The 15,821-nt window shown below is 43.6% G+C and carries 13 protein-coding genes; 8 read left to right on the forward strand and 5 right to left on the reverse strand.

Annotated elements, in window-relative coordinates; genetic code table 11:
- Window positions 1-9: 9 nt before the first annotated feature.
- On the reverse strand, window positions 10-1,824 hold the full coding sequence (aspS, locus tag CZ794_RS10145) for an aspartate--tRNA ligase (protein ID WP_087041471.1): 1,815 nt from the start codon (window positions 1,822-1,824) through the stop codon (window positions 10-12).
- Window positions 1,825-2,181: 357 nt separating this feature from the next.
- Between aspS and sohB the strand changes: the two genes are divergently transcribed.
- From sohB to CZ794_RS10170, 5 genes are all read left to right on the forward strand, one after another.
- Complete coding sequence (gene sohB, locus CZ794_RS10150; RefSeq protein WP_087041472.1) at window positions 2,182-3,168, forward strand: protease SohB; 987 nt, start codon at window positions 2,182-2,184, stop codon at window positions 3,166-3,168.
- Window positions 3,169-3,402: 234 nt separating this feature from the next.
- Window positions 3,403-4,656, forward strand: coding sequence for an acyl-CoA dehydrogenase family protein (locus tag CZ794_RS10155; RefSeq protein WP_179207298.1), 1,254 nt, complete (start codon window positions 3,403-3,405; stop codon window positions 4,654-4,656).
- Window positions 4,657-4,861: 205 nt separating this feature from the next.
- Window positions 4,862-6,154: a phosphotransferase family protein gene (locus CZ794_RS10160; protein WP_087041474.1), complete on the forward strand. Its 1,293-nt coding sequence runs from the start codon at window positions 4,862-4,864 to the stop codon at window positions 6,152-6,154.
- A gap of 36 nt (window positions 6,155-6,190) precedes the next feature.
- Window positions 6,191-6,955 (forward strand): histidine phosphatase family protein, encoded by a 765-nt coding sequence (locus tag CZ794_RS10165; RefSeq protein ID WP_087041475.1) that lies wholly within the window; start codon window positions 6,191-6,193, stop codon window positions 6,953-6,955.
- Window positions 6,956-7,168: 213 nt separating this feature from the next.
- The gene (locus CZ794_RS10170) at window positions 7,169-8,038 is read left to right on the forward strand and encodes an SDR family oxidoreductase (RefSeq protein ID WP_087041476.1); all 870 of its coding nucleotides are present in this window, start codon (window positions 7,169-7,171) and stop codon (window positions 8,036-8,038) included.
- A gap of 87 nt (window positions 8,039-8,125) precedes the next feature.
- On the opposite strand, the gene CZ794_RS10175 is transcribed toward CZ794_RS10170, so the two are convergent.
- The 4 genes from CZ794_RS10175 to CZ794_RS10190 all read right to left on the reverse strand — a co-directional run bounded on the left by CZ794_RS10175 (window position 8,126) and on the right by CZ794_RS10190 (window position 12,631).
- Complete coding sequence (locus tag CZ794_RS10175; RefSeq protein ID WP_087041477.1) at window positions 8,126-9,817, reverse strand: AMP-binding protein; 1,692 nt, start codon at window positions 9,815-9,817, stop codon at window positions 8,126-8,128.
- A gap of 483 nt (window positions 9,818-10,300) precedes the next feature.
- Window positions 10,301-11,092 (reverse strand): iron export ABC transporter permease subunit FetB, encoded by a 792-nt coding sequence (gene fetB, locus CZ794_RS10180; RefSeq protein ID WP_087041478.1) that lies wholly within the window; start codon window positions 11,090-11,092, stop codon window positions 10,301-10,303.
- 108 nt (window positions 11,093-11,200) lie between these two features.
- Window positions 11,201-12,025 (reverse strand): ATP-binding cassette domain-containing protein, encoded by an 825-nt coding sequence (locus tag CZ794_RS10185; protein ID WP_087041479.1) that lies wholly within the window; start codon window positions 12,023-12,025, stop codon window positions 11,201-11,203.
- Between the two features lie 36 nt (window positions 12,026-12,061).
- Window positions 12,062-12,631: a thioesterase family protein gene (locus CZ794_RS10190; protein WP_087041480.1), complete on the reverse strand. Its 570-nt coding sequence runs from the start codon at window positions 12,629-12,631 to the stop codon at window positions 12,062-12,064.
- Between the two features lie 186 nt (window positions 12,632-12,817).
- On the opposite strand from CZ794_RS10190, the gene xthA reads away from it, so the two are divergent.
- The 3 genes from xthA to CZ794_RS10205 all read left to right on the forward strand — a co-directional run bounded on the left by xthA (window position 12,818) and on the right by CZ794_RS10205 (window position 15,753).
- Window positions 12,818-13,642 carry an exodeoxyribonuclease III gene (gene xthA, locus CZ794_RS10195; RefSeq protein WP_087041481.1) on the forward strand — a complete coding sequence of 275 codons (825 nt, stop codon included), beginning with the start codon at window positions 12,818-12,820 and terminating at the stop codon, window positions 13,640-13,642.
- Window positions 13,643-13,737: 95 nt separating this feature from the next.
- Window positions 13,738-14,961: a bifunctional glutamate N-acetyltransferase/amino-acid acetyltransferase ArgJ gene (gene argJ / locus CZ794_RS10200; protein WP_087041482.1), complete on the forward strand. Its 1,224-nt coding sequence runs from the start codon at window positions 13,738-13,740 to the stop codon at window positions 14,959-14,961.
- A gap of 393 nt (window positions 14,962-15,354) precedes the next feature.
- The gene (locus tag CZ794_RS10205; protein ID WP_087041483.1) at window positions 15,355-15,753 is read left to right on the forward strand and encodes a DUF4377 domain-containing protein; all 399 of its coding nucleotides are present in this window, start codon (window positions 15,355-15,357) and stop codon (window positions 15,751-15,753) included.
- Window positions 15,754-15,821 lie beyond the last annotated feature (68 nt).

Raw genomic sequence — 15,821 nt, forward strand, 5'->3', positions numbered from 1 at the left:
CATCATTTACTATTTGGTATCAGCTTGTGCTTTTTCGCGCACACGAATACCAAGATCACGTAACTGCTTGCTATCGACTTCAGCAGGCGCTTGAGTCAATGGGCACTCAGCAGTTTTTGTTTTTGGGAAAGCGATGACATCACGAATAGAATCTGCGCCTACCATGAGCATGATTAGACGATCCAAACCAAATGCCAAGCCGCCATGCGGTGGTGCACCAAATTTTAGCGCGTCAAGTAAGAAGCCAAACTTATCTTCCGCCTCTTGCTCACCGATACCTAGTGCATCAAGTACGGCTTGTTGCATATCATAGGTATTGATACGTAAGCTACCACCGCCAATCTCAGTACCGTTTAGTACCATGTCATAAGCGATAGAAAGAGCAGCTTCTGGGTTGCTTTTCAGCTCTTCAACAGAGCCTTTAGGCTTAGTAAATGGATGATGCATAGACGTCCAGCGACCATCATCAGTCTCTTCAAACATTGGGAAGTCAGTCACCCAAAGCGGTGCCCACTGACAAGTTGTCATCTCAAGATCTAAACCAATCTTCTGACGCAGCGCGCCAATAGCATCATTCACCACACTGGCTTTATCTGCACCAAAGAAGATAATGTCGCCATCTTCTGCACCAGTACGCTCGATGAGGCTAACCAAAACATCATCAGTCATGTTTTTGATGATAGGTGATTGTAGACCTGATTCTTGATCCACACCATTGTTGATGCTGCTTGCGTCATTGACTTTAATATAAGCCAGACCGCGTGCGCCATAGATGCCAACAAACTTGGTATAAGCATCAATTTGCTTACGGCTCAATGAGGCGCCACCAGGAATGCGTAGGGCAGCCACACGACCTTTAGGATCGTTAGCAGGACCTGCAAATACTTTGAAATCGACGTCTTTCATCAAGTCGGCAACGTCAACCAATTTCAATGGAATACGCAAGTCAGGCTTGTCTGAGGCATAATCACGCATTGCTTCAGCATAAGTCATGCGAGGGAATTGCTCGAACTCAACGTCCATCATGGTCTTGAACAAATGCTTGATGAGACCTTCATTGATGTTCATGATTTCTTCTTCGTTTAAGAAAGACGTCTCAATATCGACCTGAGTGAATTCAGGCTGACGATCGGCACGTAAGTCTTCATCACGGAAACATTTCGCGATTTGATAATAACGATCAAAACCTGACACCATCAATAATTGCTTAAATAGTTGTGGCGACTGCGGCAGAGCAAAGAAGTTACCAGGACGCGTACGTGATGGCACAAGATAATCGCGCGCACCTTCTGGTGTTGCACGAGTCAAAATAGGCGTTTCGACATCCAAGAAACCATGATCGTCTAAATAACGACGAATCGCTGATGTGGCCTTGGCGCGGAATACCATGCGCTCTTGCATCTGCGGACGGCGCATATCAAGGTAGCGATATTTTAGACGCAAGTCTTCTGATACGTTGGTTTTTTCGTCATTCAATGGGAAAGGCGGTGTTTCAGATTTGGCCAGTACTTCAATTTCTTTACCCAATAGCTCAATTTGGCCACTGGTCATATTGTTATTTTCGGTGCCTTCATAACGGCGACGTACGCGGCCAGTGATCTTTAGTACGTATTCAGGACGTACCGCATCAGCAGTAGCAAAGGCTTCTGGGGTATCAGGATCGACAACTACCTGCAAGATACCAGCGCGGTCACGCATGTCCAAGAAAATCACGCCGCCATGATCGCGACGACGATGTACCCAGCCTACGACACTGATGGTTTGCTCAAGTAAGCTTTCGGTTACGGCTCCGCAATATTCGTCTCGGTATTCGCTATGCGTCATAATATAGTTATCCAGTTATCAGCCCAATTCAAAGTACAATAATGCAGCCATTGTTGTGCGATTCAAGCCATTTGCAATAAAAAGCACAAACAACGCGATTTAGACAAAGGTCATCACGTTGGCTACAGAAAATTTGATACAAACGCATATTATGCCTAATCTGCCATTGTTATACAACCAGATGCGTTTAATCAAAACAGAGTAATACGTCGGTATCAGACTTATTTATTCAGTAACATTTGGATTGGGTTAAATATTGTCAGTTTGCTTGAAAATTTAATCAAGTGTGCGCATATCAACCGCACGCTAATAAAAACAGCCATATCGATATATCTACTGACTTGAGGAATTGCCATTATGTTGTTTCATTCACCTAAAAACCCTATTGAGCTTAAGATACTTCATCTTAATGAAGCGCAAAAACAGCGCCGCGAAGATTTGATGGAAGCCACGCAAGGTAAAGACGCGCTTAAGCAATTTAAAAAAACCATGGCAAAAAAAGCCAAGCAAGCATTAAAAGCCAAATCCAAAAACAAGAAAAAAGGCGCTAGTACCGATACCAAATCACAAGTGTTCGTTTTGGATTTTGATGGTGACATTAAAGCGACAGCTGTTAAGCATTTGCGGGAAGAAATCAGCACCCTAATTAGCGCTGCAAACAAAGGTGACGAAGTGGTCATCCGTCTTGAATCCGGTGGCGGCCTCGTACATGGTTACGGACTAGCAGCCGCGCAATTGGTGCGCTTAAAAGATGCTGGTCTAAAGCTAACGGTCTGTGTCGATAAAGTGGCGGCGAGCGGCGGCTATATGATGGCGTGCGTGGCAGATAATGTCGTGGCTGCGCCATTTGCGATTATTGGCTCAATTGGTGTGGTCTCACAATTGCCAAACTTTCATAAATGGCTAAAAAACCATGACGTCGATTATGAGATGTTCACCGCTGGTGACTATAAGCGTACAGTGACTGTATTTGGTGAGAATGACGAAGAAGATCGCGCAAAGTACCAAGAGGAGCTGGAGCAGACGCACGAATTATTCAAGCATTTCGTCAATACTTATCGCCCAGAATTAGATGTTGCCAAAGTGGCAACAGGTGAGCACTGGTACGGTGAAGACGCACTAAAACTGAACTTGATTGACAGCTTGCAGACCTCTGACAGCTATATTTTAGCTCGTATGGATGATAGTGAGGTATATGCACTGCATTCACGTCAGAAGCCAACATTGGCAGAAAAGCTTGGACTGGCACAAGCGGCAGAGGCAACGCTAACGATAGCTGTCGATAAATTGCCAGATGCATTGGCTCGTTTTGATCTAAACAGTCGTCTGAATATTTTAAAATAGATTTGTGATTATGTTTAGATAGTATTTGGCATTACTGATAATCATCTGAGCACTGTTTGTATTTTGTAAAAGGCGTGTCCTAATGGGTCGCGCCTTTTTGCTGTTTATTCAAAACTGCTGTGTTATAAATACAGGAGACAAAAAACAGTATACGTACGTGCACTATAAAAAATTGTTTATTAGAACTTGATGAAAATAAGGAAAAGGATGTCACCTATGTCTAACAATACATTGATGTTTACGGCAACAGAACATGGTCAAGCCATGTATGAAAAAGTCAAAGCGTTTATCGAGACACAGATTGAACCCATTGAAGCACAGTTTTGGCATGAGTGTCATGAGCAAAATCCTGATGGCAATTGGCGTAACTGGCAGTGGCCAGAAAAATACGAGAGCTTACGCAAGCAAGCACAGGAAGCTGGACTGTGGAATTTATTTCTACCAGATGACACCTTAGGTGCTGGTCTTTCGGTCACTGACTATGCACCGATTGCAGAGTTAACCGGTCGCAGTTTGCTAGCGCCTTATGTGTTTAACTGTAATGCCCCTGATAGCGGCAATATGGAGCTGTTGTGGCGATACGGTTCTGAGGAGCAGCAAAACAAATGGCTAACCCCAATCTTGGAGGGTAAAACGCGCTCTGTATTTTGTATGACTGAGCCTGAGGTAGCATCAAGCGATGCGACCAATATGCAAGCGACCGCTGTGGTAGAGGGTGATGAGATCATTATTAATGGTAGTAAATGGTGGTCGTCTGGTCTTGGTGATCCTGCCGTTGATATTTTGATTGTCATGGCATACACACCTGACGAAAACAAAGACCGCCATCATCAGCACTCTATGGTGCTTGTGCCCGTCAAAACAGCAGGCGTCAATATCGAGCGCATGTTAAAAGTATTTGGCGATTATGACGCACCGCATGGACATGGCGAGATCAGCTTTCATGATGTGCGAGTGCCTGTCAGTCATTTTATTGGTGGCGCAGGTATGGGTTTCGAGATTGCTCAAGGGCGTCTAGGGCCAGGTCGTATTCATCATTGTATGCGCTGTATTGGCGCTGCCGAAAAGTCGCTTGAGTTGGCAGTGAAGCGCGGTATGGTACGCACCGCATTTGGTAAACCTTTACTACAATTGGGTGGAAATTTTGAGCGTATCAGTGATGCCCGTATCAAAATCGATCAAGCTCGCTTACTGACCTTGTATGCGGCACAAAAAATGGATGCGCAAGGTACAAAGGCTGCACTCACTGAAATATCAGCCATCAAAGTTGTGGCTCCCACTGTATTGCAAGAAGTGGTGGACATGGCCATTCAGATTCATGGTGGTATGGGCATGTGCCAAGACACAATGCTACCCAACTTCTTTGCGCAAGCACGGGCACTACGACTGGCCGATGGGCCTGATGAGGTACATAAGACCATGATTGCCAAATTAGAATTAAAGCGTCAAGGTTTTAGTCGCTCATCTACACCTAAAAAGTCGTCATAAGCATGGCTAAAAGTATGCATTTTTAGTCAAATATTGACGCAAAGGTAAGCAAACCACTTAAGCCATAACAAAATACTTTGAAAGATAAAGCGCTTTGAAAAATTCACTATGAATGGTTGAGTAGTGAATTTTTCATGGCTCAATGGTTTGATCATTTTCACACTAAATTTTTAATAATAAATGACCACAGGATAAGGAACATCTTATGGCAACTGATTATTCTGCAAGCCAAACCGATGGCAAAAATCAATCCACCGAGAACAACAGTCAAATACTGGATAAAGGCGGCGAGGTTCGCGAGGGTGAAGCGCTTGATGTCAAGGCTGTCAGTACATGGCTGCGCGACCAAGGAATCGATATACAAGGTGAGCCTACCGTCACTCAGTTTTCAGGCGGCGCCTCAAACTGGACGTACCGTTTGCAATACGACAATCAAGATTTGATCTTACGTCGGCCGCCAAAAGGCACCAAAGCCAAATCGGCCCATGACATGGTGCGCGAATATACGGTGCAAAAAGCACTAAAAGAGGCTTATCCCTATGTACCAAAAATGGTGGCACTCTGTACAGATGAAGACGTGATTGGCGCTGATTTTTATGTCATGGAGCGCATGGAAGGCGTCATTCCTCGTGCCAATCTACCCAAGGGTGTCGATTTAGACACTGCACAAACGCGGGCGTTATGTACCAATGTCATCGACGCATTGATTGAACTGCATCAAGTGGATTATAAGCAACATCCTGATTTGGTGAGTTTGGGGCGCGGTGAAGGGTATTGCGAGCGTCAAGTTAGTGGCTGGGATAAGCGCTATGTCAAAGCAAAAACACCTAATGTCCCAAGTTTTGCACTAGTCAGACAGTGGCTGGGTAAGCACACACCTGCGGACAGTAAAACCTGTGTGATTCATAATGATTGGCGCTTTGACAATGTGATTTTGGATGCCAATAATCCCACGGAAGTCATCGGTGTCCTTGATTGGGAAATGGCGACATTGGGTGACCCTCTAATGGATTTGGGTAGTGCTTTGGCATACTGGATTGAAGAAGATGACAATATCATTATGCAGCAATCTCGTCGTCAGCCAACCCATTTAGAAGGCATGATGACCCGTCATGAAGTGGTTGATTATTACCTTGAACAGACAGGGCTCAAGATAGACAATTGGACCTTTTATGAAGTGTTTGGTTTGTTCCGTCTGGCAGGGATTGTCCAGCAAATTTACTATCGTTATTACAATAAACAGACGACCAATTCTACGTTTAAGAGTTTTTGGATCATCGTGCATGTGCTGCATGCCAAATGTCTGAAATTGATTGCTCAATATGAAGGGGAGGCATTGTTTGCCAGTCATGTGCAGCCTCATCTGCACGACAGAGGTATTGATGCTGCCACTATTGAGCAGCTGCCAAGTCCGCTACAGTCTGTGATTAAAGGTATTTTACCCAAAAGTTATTTTGTACCGGCGTCTCATAAGTCTGCTGAGCAAACAATCAAATAATAATTTATGAAAGATATGATAAGAAGGGATTCATTTATGACAACCATACTGTTGGTGCGTCACGGTCAGGCGTCTTTTGGCCAAGAAAATTACGATCAGCTCTCAGAGCTGGGCAGTACTCAGGCGCAAATGCTGGGTAAACATTATGCAACCACGCAGCGCCGTATTGATGCCATCTTTACAGGCAGCTTGGTCAGACAGCAGGACTCTGCCCGAAATTTTTTGGCGCGTTACCAATCATCAATCAACACTGACTGTAGCAAAGCCCTGCCTTTGTCGTCCGCAATCAATATTGATGAGCCTGACAGCTACATCCTGCCGCAGTTCGACGAATTCAATCACCAAGATGTATTGATAAAATCGGACCCTACTTTTAGTAATCGTGCTGCGCTCGCTGCTGAAATTGCTAAGTCAGAAGCACCAAATACAAGACTTGCTGAGTTATTCGATCAAGCGATGCAGCGCTGGCATGGCGGTGACAATGACCACGATTACCTTGAGAGCTGGCCACAGTTCAATGAGCGTGCACAGCAAGCAATTGAGCAGGTTCGCACAAAGGTAGCAGACCTAAATTTAGGTGGTGATAGTACAGTGTTGGTATTTACCTCAGGCGGTGTGATTGCTGCCATTACTGCGCAACTATTAAAACAAGGCAGTCAAATTGCATATCAGTTGAACAAAAGCTTAGTCAATACGGGTGTCACATCCATCACCCTAAAAGAGCAAAGCACTCGTTTGATGTCTTTAAATGAGTACAGCCATCTGTTCTGTGAAGGCAAACGCTTTGTTACTTGGCGCTAAAGTGATTTGATTGATCTGATTCAACATAGTATAGATGCGTTAAATCAATGATAGAGGGATTATTATTTGATGGTGATTGCTGGCTATGCATCAAAAGTCAGCAATCTTTTTTGCCTAATTATTGTTTATTTTTATAACTGACAAACCCAATCTATAGATTTGCGGTATTATAGACTATCAACTTTACCCAACATCTATAAAAAAGGATTGTCCATGCAGAATAAGTTGATCAATTCAGTTGTTAAGAGTGCTAATCAAAGTAAAAAACAGATATTGAGCGCGGTTCAGCCGTCTCGTTACTTGCAGGACTTAAATAAAAAACAGGCTGGACACAATAAAACAGTACTCATCACGGGTGCCAGTTCAGGGCTGGGTGAGGGAATGGCGAAACTTTTCGCCAAGCTTGGCTATAATCTTGCTATTTGTGCTCGCCGTGTTGATCGTTTGGAGCGTTTGCAGTCAGAATTGACAGCAGCATATCCTAATATACGTGTTGAGTATCAGACACTTGATGTCAGTGATTATGATGCCATCTTTGATGTTTTTAATGCCTTTGCAGAAAAGTTTGGCAGCATTGATCGAGTGGTGGTCAATGCTGGTATTGGCGATAGTCGCCGTATCGGTAAAGGGCGTTTTGATACCAATCGCCGTACCGTCGAAATCAATTTCATATCAGCATTGGCGCAATGTGAAGCTGCGATGAGTATTTTTCGAGCACAAAACAGTGGTCATTTAGTGGTTATATCAAGCATGTCAGCCATGCGCGGGATGCCTAAGCATTTGACAGCTTATGGAGCAAGTAAAGCAGGGTTAGCACATTTGGCAGAAGGGATTCGCTCAGACATGCTCTTAACCAAGCTTCCTATCAAAGTCTCTACCATTTATCCTGGTTATATTCGTACCGAAATTAACGAAAATGCCAAGCCATTACCGTTTGAGGTCGATGCTGATACGGGTACGAAAGCGATTGTTGCCGCCATCGAAGCAGGCGTAGAAGAAGCTTGTGTACCGAGCCTACCATGGTCGTTTGTGGGTCAGGCATTAAAGCATTTGCCACTTAGAGTTGTGAGTACAGTCAGTTAATAGCATTGATGCTACTGGCAATAAATAAAAAAGCCGCTTACATCACGCTGTAAGCGGTTTTTTTATTTATTGGTTTAAACTCAGCGCTTAGGCGTTGTCTAAAGTGTGTTTCTCGCGCAGCTTTTGACGCAGTACTTTACCAACGTTACTCTTTGGCAGTTCACTCACAAATTCGATGTGACGTGGGCATTTATAGCCTGTCAAATTGTCTAAGGCAAACTCTGTAATCACTTCTTTGGTTACATTGTTATCAGCAGGGACGATATAAATTTTTACCGCTTCACCTTGACGCTCATCAGGAATCCCAATGACCGCACAATCAATAATACCATCACAATCTAGCATCACAGACTCAATCTCATTAGGAAATACGTTAAACCCTGAGACCAAAATCATGTCTTTTTTGCGATCAAGTAAGGTGAAGTAGCCTTTTGAATCCATGCTGGCGATATCACCGGTTCTAAAATAACCATCACTGGTGAAGTCATCACTACTTTCTCTGTTGAGATAACCTGAGGTGACATTTGGTCCTTTGATACACATCTCACCTGCTTGGTTGACGCCCAAACGGTTGCCGTCCTCATCAATCAGAATGATATCGACACTGGGTACAGGTATGCCAATAGTGCCATTGAACTTACGATCAGTAATAAGGTTAGCAGTTCCACCCGCGACGCCTTCAGTCATTCCCCAACCTTCGACCATCGGACAACCTGTGATTTCTAACCAACGTGTTGCTGTTTGTTCGGTTGCTGCCATACCACCTGCTTGTGAGATGCGAAGCGAGCTAAAGTCCAGCTCTTTGAAGCTTGGCTGCTCCAATAATGCTTTAAATAGCGTGTTTACTGCTGGGAAAATATGGAATGGTTGCTTTGATAAGGTTTTGACAAAACCTGGCATATCACGTGGGTTTGGCACCAATATAAACGTGTAGCCTGAACGCATGCCTAACAGGCTGAGCGAAAAGGCAAAGATGTGATAAAGCGGTAGCGCCATGACCATGTTGATATAGACCTCATTGATTTCTGAGGTAACAGGGCGATACCAAGCTTCTGCCATCAAGGCGGCAGATACGATGTTGCGCTGAGTGAGTATCGTCCCTTTAGACAGTCCGGTAGTACCACCTGTGTATTGCAAAATAGCAAGCTGATCTAAGCTCATCTTTGGCGCATGGAAAGGGAGGTTTTTACCCCTCTTAAGTACATCAGGGAACTTGGTCACTTCGTGTTTTGGATCGTCAAGCTTGTATTTTGGGATCAAACGCTTGACCTGACGAACAATGGTATTGACCAACATACCTTTGAGTCCCATCATATCACCCAGTTTGGACAATACAATGCGCTTGATATTGGTTTCGTCCACGACTTGTTCGAGGGCTTGAGCGAAGTTGTCGACCACAAAAATAACCTGAGCGCCAGAATCGTTCAACTGATGGCGTAGCTCACGGCCGGTATACAATGGATTAACTGGCGTACAAACATAGCCTGCTCGCAAAATACCAATCATGATCGGTAAGTACTGTGGAATGTTTGGCATCATTAAGGCCACAACGCTGCCTTTAGGAATATTTTGCGATTGCAACCATGCTGCTACTGCAAGTGACGCTTTATCAACATCGCCATAAGTATGAGTGACGCCCATACAGATTGTCATAGGGTGCATACGAAAGCGCTCGAAACACTCTTCGTATAGCTCCATTATGCTGCTATATTTGTCTGGATTGACAGTTTTGGGTACACCATTCGGATAATGGGCAAGCCAAGGTTTATTTGGCGTCATGGTCAGCGTCCTTGAATTCAAAATAGATTAGAATTTGTGGTAAAGCAGTCATATCCGTGTCAATAAAACACATCAGCGCTGACGTAGCATTTATCGCTGATAGAAGTAGTATCCTTACTTATTGACTGGCTGCTATATTTTATTGCCGTACATAGGTCTTCTTGACCCAACCAACAATGGCACTGGTCAGAAGGTATAAACGGGTAAATTGGCGATAAAAAATACACCGTATCAAATATACATTATCTAATGTTTACCACTAAGGTATTAAAAAATAATACATTTAAGCAATACATTAGCATGAATAGATTTTAATGTAATACCAGTATGCAAGACTGAGCAGTGCACAAATAAAGCTGAAAAATTCAATTTCTTTTTTATCAGATTTGTAACGTGGGTACTTAGAGGTTCATTGTTAATAACGTAATAGTGTTTATTAATCAAAACTGTGACTATTGAACATAAAAATTATCTTAACCGTGATTAAGGCAGGATTAATTGCTTGTGTTTATTAAAGAATCGACGATAAATGAGTAAAGCGCTGATGGTGCAGCCAAGCATGCTACTCACACATATCAAAAACATGGTGACGATTTGATAGCGAACCGCTTGAGTCGGATCGGCACCTGCCAGTATTTGCCCTGTCATCATACCAGGTAGACTAACAATACCGACGACTAACATGGAGTTTAGCGTGGGGGTCATGCCATTAATGATTGCTGATCGTATAGGATCGTGTACGGCCTCGAAAGGACGGGCAGACAGACTTAGCATCATCTCAATACGTCCTTGCTGTTCATGAAAGGCATTAATCAGCTGATTGCTGGTCAATGAGATAGCAGTTAAAGAGTTGCCCAGTATCAAACCCAATATAGGAATGACAAACTGCGGAGTATACCAAGGCTGCACCTGTAAAATCATCACAATAGCGATGGCAGTCACCAATATGCCAGAAGCACTCACTGCGATCAGAGTATCAGCCAATAAACCTTTGTAATGGCGTTTGACACGGTTCTTAGCAGCGCTTCCTGCAATCAGCGTCATGATGGTTAAAATAACCAACACTTCGTACCATTGTTCGCGAGCAAAAATCCATGCCAGTATTAGGCCAATAAAACTCAGCTGTACGATCGTACGAACAGCAGCTATCAATAAAGTTTGGGTGAGCTGTAAGCGCAGGCGGCACGATAAAATGATGACGATAATAATGAGGCTGCTGGCAAGAGCGATGTCGCTATACGTTAGAAATATCTGCATGTCGGCCGTCGCGCTCATAGGTGCTCATCATAAAAGTAACTGGGAAAAGTAGAGTCGAGCAGAAAATAACCCATTTATATAAATGAGGGTTTGTATGAATGGGTAAGGGATATTTTGGTTATATCATTAAGAGATATCGCTCAATATACCTGCCTGCATGTGCCAATGTCTATCGGCCAATGGCATAATATCTTGGTTGTCATGTGTCACCCATAGCAAGGTGCGATGTGGGTCAGCTCGCAACCAGCCAATGAGCAAACGTACCAGCTGGGCTGATGTGTCACTGTCCAAGGCGGCTGTTGGTTCATCTAATAATAATACCTGTGGATTTAGTTGCAAGAGGCGCAACGTATTGACCAGTTGGCGCTCACCACCTGAGAGGTGAGTGGCTTCTTGGTATAAAAAATCAGTACGACGTTCTAAATGGTTGAGCTGTTCGACGTGCCAATCGATATCAAACTTACGATGCTGGTGTGCTTGCAGACGATAAGGCAATTGTAAGTTATCAATAACACGTCCTTCTAGCAGTTGAGGATGTTGTGCAAGCAGCGAAACTCGCGAGCGCCACTCTGTAGGGGCTATCTCATGAATACTCTCAAGAGTGCTAACATGACTAGGGCTGTTTGAGTGTCTTTGACCTTGTAATCTCACCTCACCACTGCTCATCGGTAACAGACCTGCCAACACACGCAATAATACAGATTTTCCACTGCCAGATGATCCTGTTAAGACCGTTATCTGTCCTGCTAGCAGTTTTCCGCTAACCCCATTTATTAAAGTGCGCTCCTGAGTGAGCATAGCGTGATCTGGCGCTGACCGATTTGTTATTTTCTTGAGCCAATAGCGGTATTTTTCAGACAATATTGAGTCAGTGGTAGAAGCACTTTTTTGGTTCGGATCAGATGTCGTAGCGCGCTTGCTATATACCCAAAGGTTATCGAATGCTAGCATGAGGCGCTTCTGATATATGCCAGCAGGGTCGCGTCATCATTCATGGGTCTGCTGAGTAATGGCGTTTTGAATCGCATCATGTAGTGCTTTTGGAACACGAATAGGGCGCATGGGAGCGTTATAAGCAGCGACATGGTCATTTTTAGACGCTGAGTCAGGTTTGACCTGATTTTGCACGCAAGCGATGACAATTTTAGCACGGCTTAATAGGCTGTCATTGACTTTGCTAGTGGTGTTATTGTCAGGTAAATGGCGATGGATGCTTTGGTAAAAAATCATGCTGGCAGGTTTGAGCTCAACTTTATCAATGCGCACATTGATGACTTCATCCAACAAAATGGCTCTTTTATATTGTAAGTCTGCTTGGCTCACAACAAAATGTTGTATATCACCAGCATCACTCTGCAAAAAATACCCATTTAGCCCAAGATGAGTAAACCAATCACGGCGGCAATTTTCAAAGAACACCAGATGATTGGCATGATAAACTATACCGCCAGCGTCAGTATGGTTAATATAGACGTTATAATCAGTCGCAAATAATGGCAGGGTAGCGTTGTCAGATTTTGAAGATGCATCTGTATGGTTATTTATAGGGGTCGTCATAGTGGGACTCAGTAAAGTTATTTAATAAAAAGCGATGTATGTGATAATAAGGGTTACTCTAACTTAAGATACAAAGGCGCGCAACAGAGAGGCGGCCTGTGTCTGTTATCATAGTCATTTATTTGTCATGTGTTCGTTTATACCTTCTCTAGTCAAATAGTCTAATCAATCAGTATAGGATGGTTTATGCCTCGTTTTGTCAGTTTTAATATCAATGGTATTCGCGCCCGCCAACATCAGCTTGAAGCTGTACGAGAAGTCATCGATCCTGATGTGATGGGTCTACAAGAGACAAAAGTACATGACGAGCAGTTTCCATTAAAAAACATAGAAAGTCTTGGTTATCATATTGAGTACTTCGGCCAAAAAGCCCATTATGGGGTGGCATTATTGTCAAAAGTCGCGCCTATTTTTGTACAAAAAGGCTTTCCTGGTGAAGATACAGAGGCACAGAAGCGCTTTATTCATGCCCGCTACGTGATAGAAGGTCGCGAGATTGATGTGCTTAACGGTTATTTTCCGCAAGGCGAGAGTCAAGACCATCCTACCAAATTCCCAATGAAGCGTGCTTATTACGCAGATTTGATGGCTTATATCGATACCTTAAAATCAGAAGGACGTTCACTTGTCATTATGGGGGATATGAATATCGCCCCAGAAGATATTGATATCGGTATTGGTGAAGCCAATGCAAAACGTTGGCTAAAAAACAGAAAAACCTCGTTTTTACCAGAAGAGCGTGCATGGTATAGCGACTTGATGTCGCGCGAGTTGACCGATACGTATCGTCTGCACTATCCAGAGAGTACAGACTTATATAGTTGGTTTGATTATCGCAGTGGGGGATTCAATGACGATCCTAAGCGCGGCTTACGTATCGACCATATTTTATGTACCGCTGATTTGGTCAAGGCGTGTGTCGATGCTGGTATCAGTTATGAGCTGCGAGGCATGGAAAAACCCTCTGACCATGCGCCCATTTGGTCAGCATTTGATTTAAGCAAACTTTAATATATACATGACTTTTAATAAAGCAGTACGCATACCGTATTGGCTAAAATTTTTTATACCCATAACACTAAAAATTGAGACATAAGGATTCAATAATGGCTGTCGGAAATGTTGCAGTACCTAATACCGTTTATCCTATTGAAGGCATCAAACTAAGCGCCACCGCCGCAGGTGTACGCTATAAGAACCGTGATGATCTTGTGATTATTGAGATTGCTGATACAGCCACCACTGCGGTTGTGACCACTAAAAATACGTTTTGTGCGGCACCCGTGCGTATATTGCGTGAGCATTTTGCCAACGCCGCTCCGCGCTATTTGATCACCAATACAGGCAATGCCAACGCAGGCACGGGCGCTGATGGTAAACGCCGTGCTATAGATATCTGTCAAGCGTTGGCAACCAAAACAGGCGTCGATACCAGCGCCGTATTGCCATTCTCTACTGGCGTGATTGGCGAGCCACTCAATAGTGATGCTGTGATTGCTGGTTTGGACACAGCGCTCGCCAATTTATCATCTGACAACTGGCTGGCGGCAGCGAACGGTATTCGTACTACTGATACTATTCCTAAGCTTGCGAGCCAAAAAGTCGATGTTGACGGTATCAGTTATCATATTACTGGTATGTCAAAAGGCTCAGGTATGATACGACCTAACATGGCGACTATGCTGGGCTATGTGGCAACAGACGCCAATATTGCGCCTGACTTATTACAAGAAATGCTAAGTGCCATCAATGAGCAATCCTTTAACCGCATCACCGTTGATGGGGATACGTCAACCAATGATTGCTGTGTATTGATCGCGACAGGTAAGGCCAGCTCGGATGTGATTGACAGTCCAACGCATCCGCATTATCAGGCAGTTTTTGCCGCCTTGACAGAGGTGTTTGTACGTCTGGCGCAGCTGATTGTACGTGATGGCGAAGGCGCGACTAAGTTTATGACGGTAAAAGTGACTGGCGGTAAGACCACGCAAGAGTGCTGCGATGTGGCATATGCAGTCGCGCATTCACCGTTGGTCAAAACAGCGTTCTTTGCCAGTGATGCTAACTGGGGACGTATCCTAGCAGCAGTAGGCTATGCTGGTATTGAAGATTTGGATACAGAGCAAGTCGATGTCTATCTAGATGAGGTGATGATTTGCCAAAATGGCGGCGTTGCTAGCACTTATACAGAGGAAGCGGGCAAAGCTGTGATGAGCCGTGCTGAAATTACCATTCATATTGATTTGGCACGCGGTGATGCCAGTGATACAGTCTATACGTGTGATTTGTCATACGATTATGTCAAAATCAACGCGGACTATCGTAGCTAATATCTTTAGAGCGAAGCATTTAATCAATGTTATTAGGAAGCCAGAGTATAGATTGCTCTGGCTTTTTTGCGATTTGTGGATTATCAATTTATACCATTATCTTATACGTTTTATTAACATCAGTTGCAAAAGCTGACGTTACTTTACAAAGCAGTCATAGAGAGAACGCAGTCTTGCGTCCTATACTAGCCTCAGTAAACAATAGACGACATTGTTGATATTGCAATGAATTTTATTTCATTTGGTATTGATAATATTGTCAGAATAATCATTAAAAACTGCCTATAAATTTTGAGTATGTATTAAACAATACAGGACGTTTATAACAATAAATTCAATCTGGTAGGCGCTAAAGTACATACAAACATAGATTAATTCACTGAGGATTTGATAATGAAAAAATTAGCACTTGCAGCATTGATGACGACGTTTGCCCTTTCAGGTTGTTCAACGATGGGTATGGACAATGAGCGTACTATGGTTGTTGAAGGACAGCCTATGAATGTTAAAATTGTGAACATTCCAAGCTTTGAAGTAGAGATCGCTCCACGTAAAGCAGTATGTGATCTAACAGCCACTGATGGTAGCAAAGTAGAATCACAGTGCCTACAGTATCGTCAGACTCATCAGAAAAACTTCAATACACTAAACGGTAACATCCAAGGCTTTACTTATGAGCCAAACTACCGCTATGTACTTGATGTTCGTCAAGAAGCCGTGACTGCTGAAGGCTCTAACATGGTACAGCCAGTTTGGATTCTAAATGAAGTGATTTCAAAAACAGCTGAATAGTACTATATTGACTTGCATTAATGAGTCAGGCGTAATAAAAAAGCCTCTAACATGTTAGAGGCTTTTTT

The organism is Psychrobacter sp. JB385, assembly GCF_900163785.1.
Taxonomy (GTDB): domain Bacteria; phylum Pseudomonadota; class Gammaproteobacteria; order Pseudomonadales; family Moraxellaceae; genus Psychrobacter.

What these genes read in the sequence shown, in the direction of transcription:
- aspS (WP_087041471.1), bottom strand. Translation starts at nt 1,824, where the DNA reads ATGACGCATAGCGAATACCGAGACGAATATTGCGGAGCCGTAACCGAA.
- sohB (WP_087041472.1), top strand. Translation starts at nt 2,182, where the DNA reads ATGTTGTTTCATTCACCTAAAAACCCTATTGAGCTTAAGATACTTCAT.
- CZ794_RS10155 (WP_179207298.1), top strand. Translation starts at nt 3,403, where the DNA reads ATGTTTACGGCAACAGAACATGGTCAAGCCATGTATGAAAAAGTCAAA.
- CZ794_RS10160 (WP_087041474.1), top strand. Translation starts at nt 4,862, where the DNA reads ATGGCAACTGATTATTCTGCAAGCCAAACCGATGGCAAAAATCAATCC.
- CZ794_RS10165 (WP_087041475.1), top strand. Translation starts at nt 6,191, where the DNA reads ATGACAACCATACTGTTGGTGCGTCACGGTCAGGCGTCTTTTGGCCAA.
- CZ794_RS10170 (WP_087041476.1), top strand. Translation starts at nt 7,169, where the DNA reads ATGCAGAATAAGTTGATCAATTCAGTTGTTAAGAGTGCTAATCAAAGT.
- CZ794_RS10175 (WP_087041477.1), bottom strand. Translation starts at nt 9,817, where the DNA reads ATGACGCCAAATAAACCTTGGCTTGCCCATTATCCGAATGGTGTACCC.
- fetB (WP_087041478.1), bottom strand. Translation starts at nt 11,092, where the DNA reads ATGAGCGCGACGGCCGACATGCAGATATTTCTAACGTATAGCGACATC.
- CZ794_RS10185 (WP_087041479.1), bottom strand. Translation starts at nt 12,025, where the DNA reads ATGCTAGCATTCGATAACCTTTGGGTATATAGCAAGCGCGCTACGACA.
- CZ794_RS10190 (WP_087041480.1), bottom strand. Translation starts at nt 12,631, where the DNA reads ATGACGACCCCTATAAATAACCATACAGATGCATCTTCAAAATCTGAC.
- xthA (WP_087041481.1), top strand. Translation starts at nt 12,818, where the DNA reads ATGCCTCGTTTTGTCAGTTTTAATATCAATGGTATTCGCGCCCGCCAA.
- argJ (WP_087041482.1), top strand. Translation starts at nt 13,738, where the DNA reads ATGGCTGTCGGAAATGTTGCAGTACCTAATACCGTTTATCCTATTGAA.
- CZ794_RS10205 (WP_087041483.1), top strand. Translation starts at nt 15,355, where the DNA reads ATGAAAAAATTAGCACTTGCAGCATTGATGACGACGTTTGCCCTTTCA.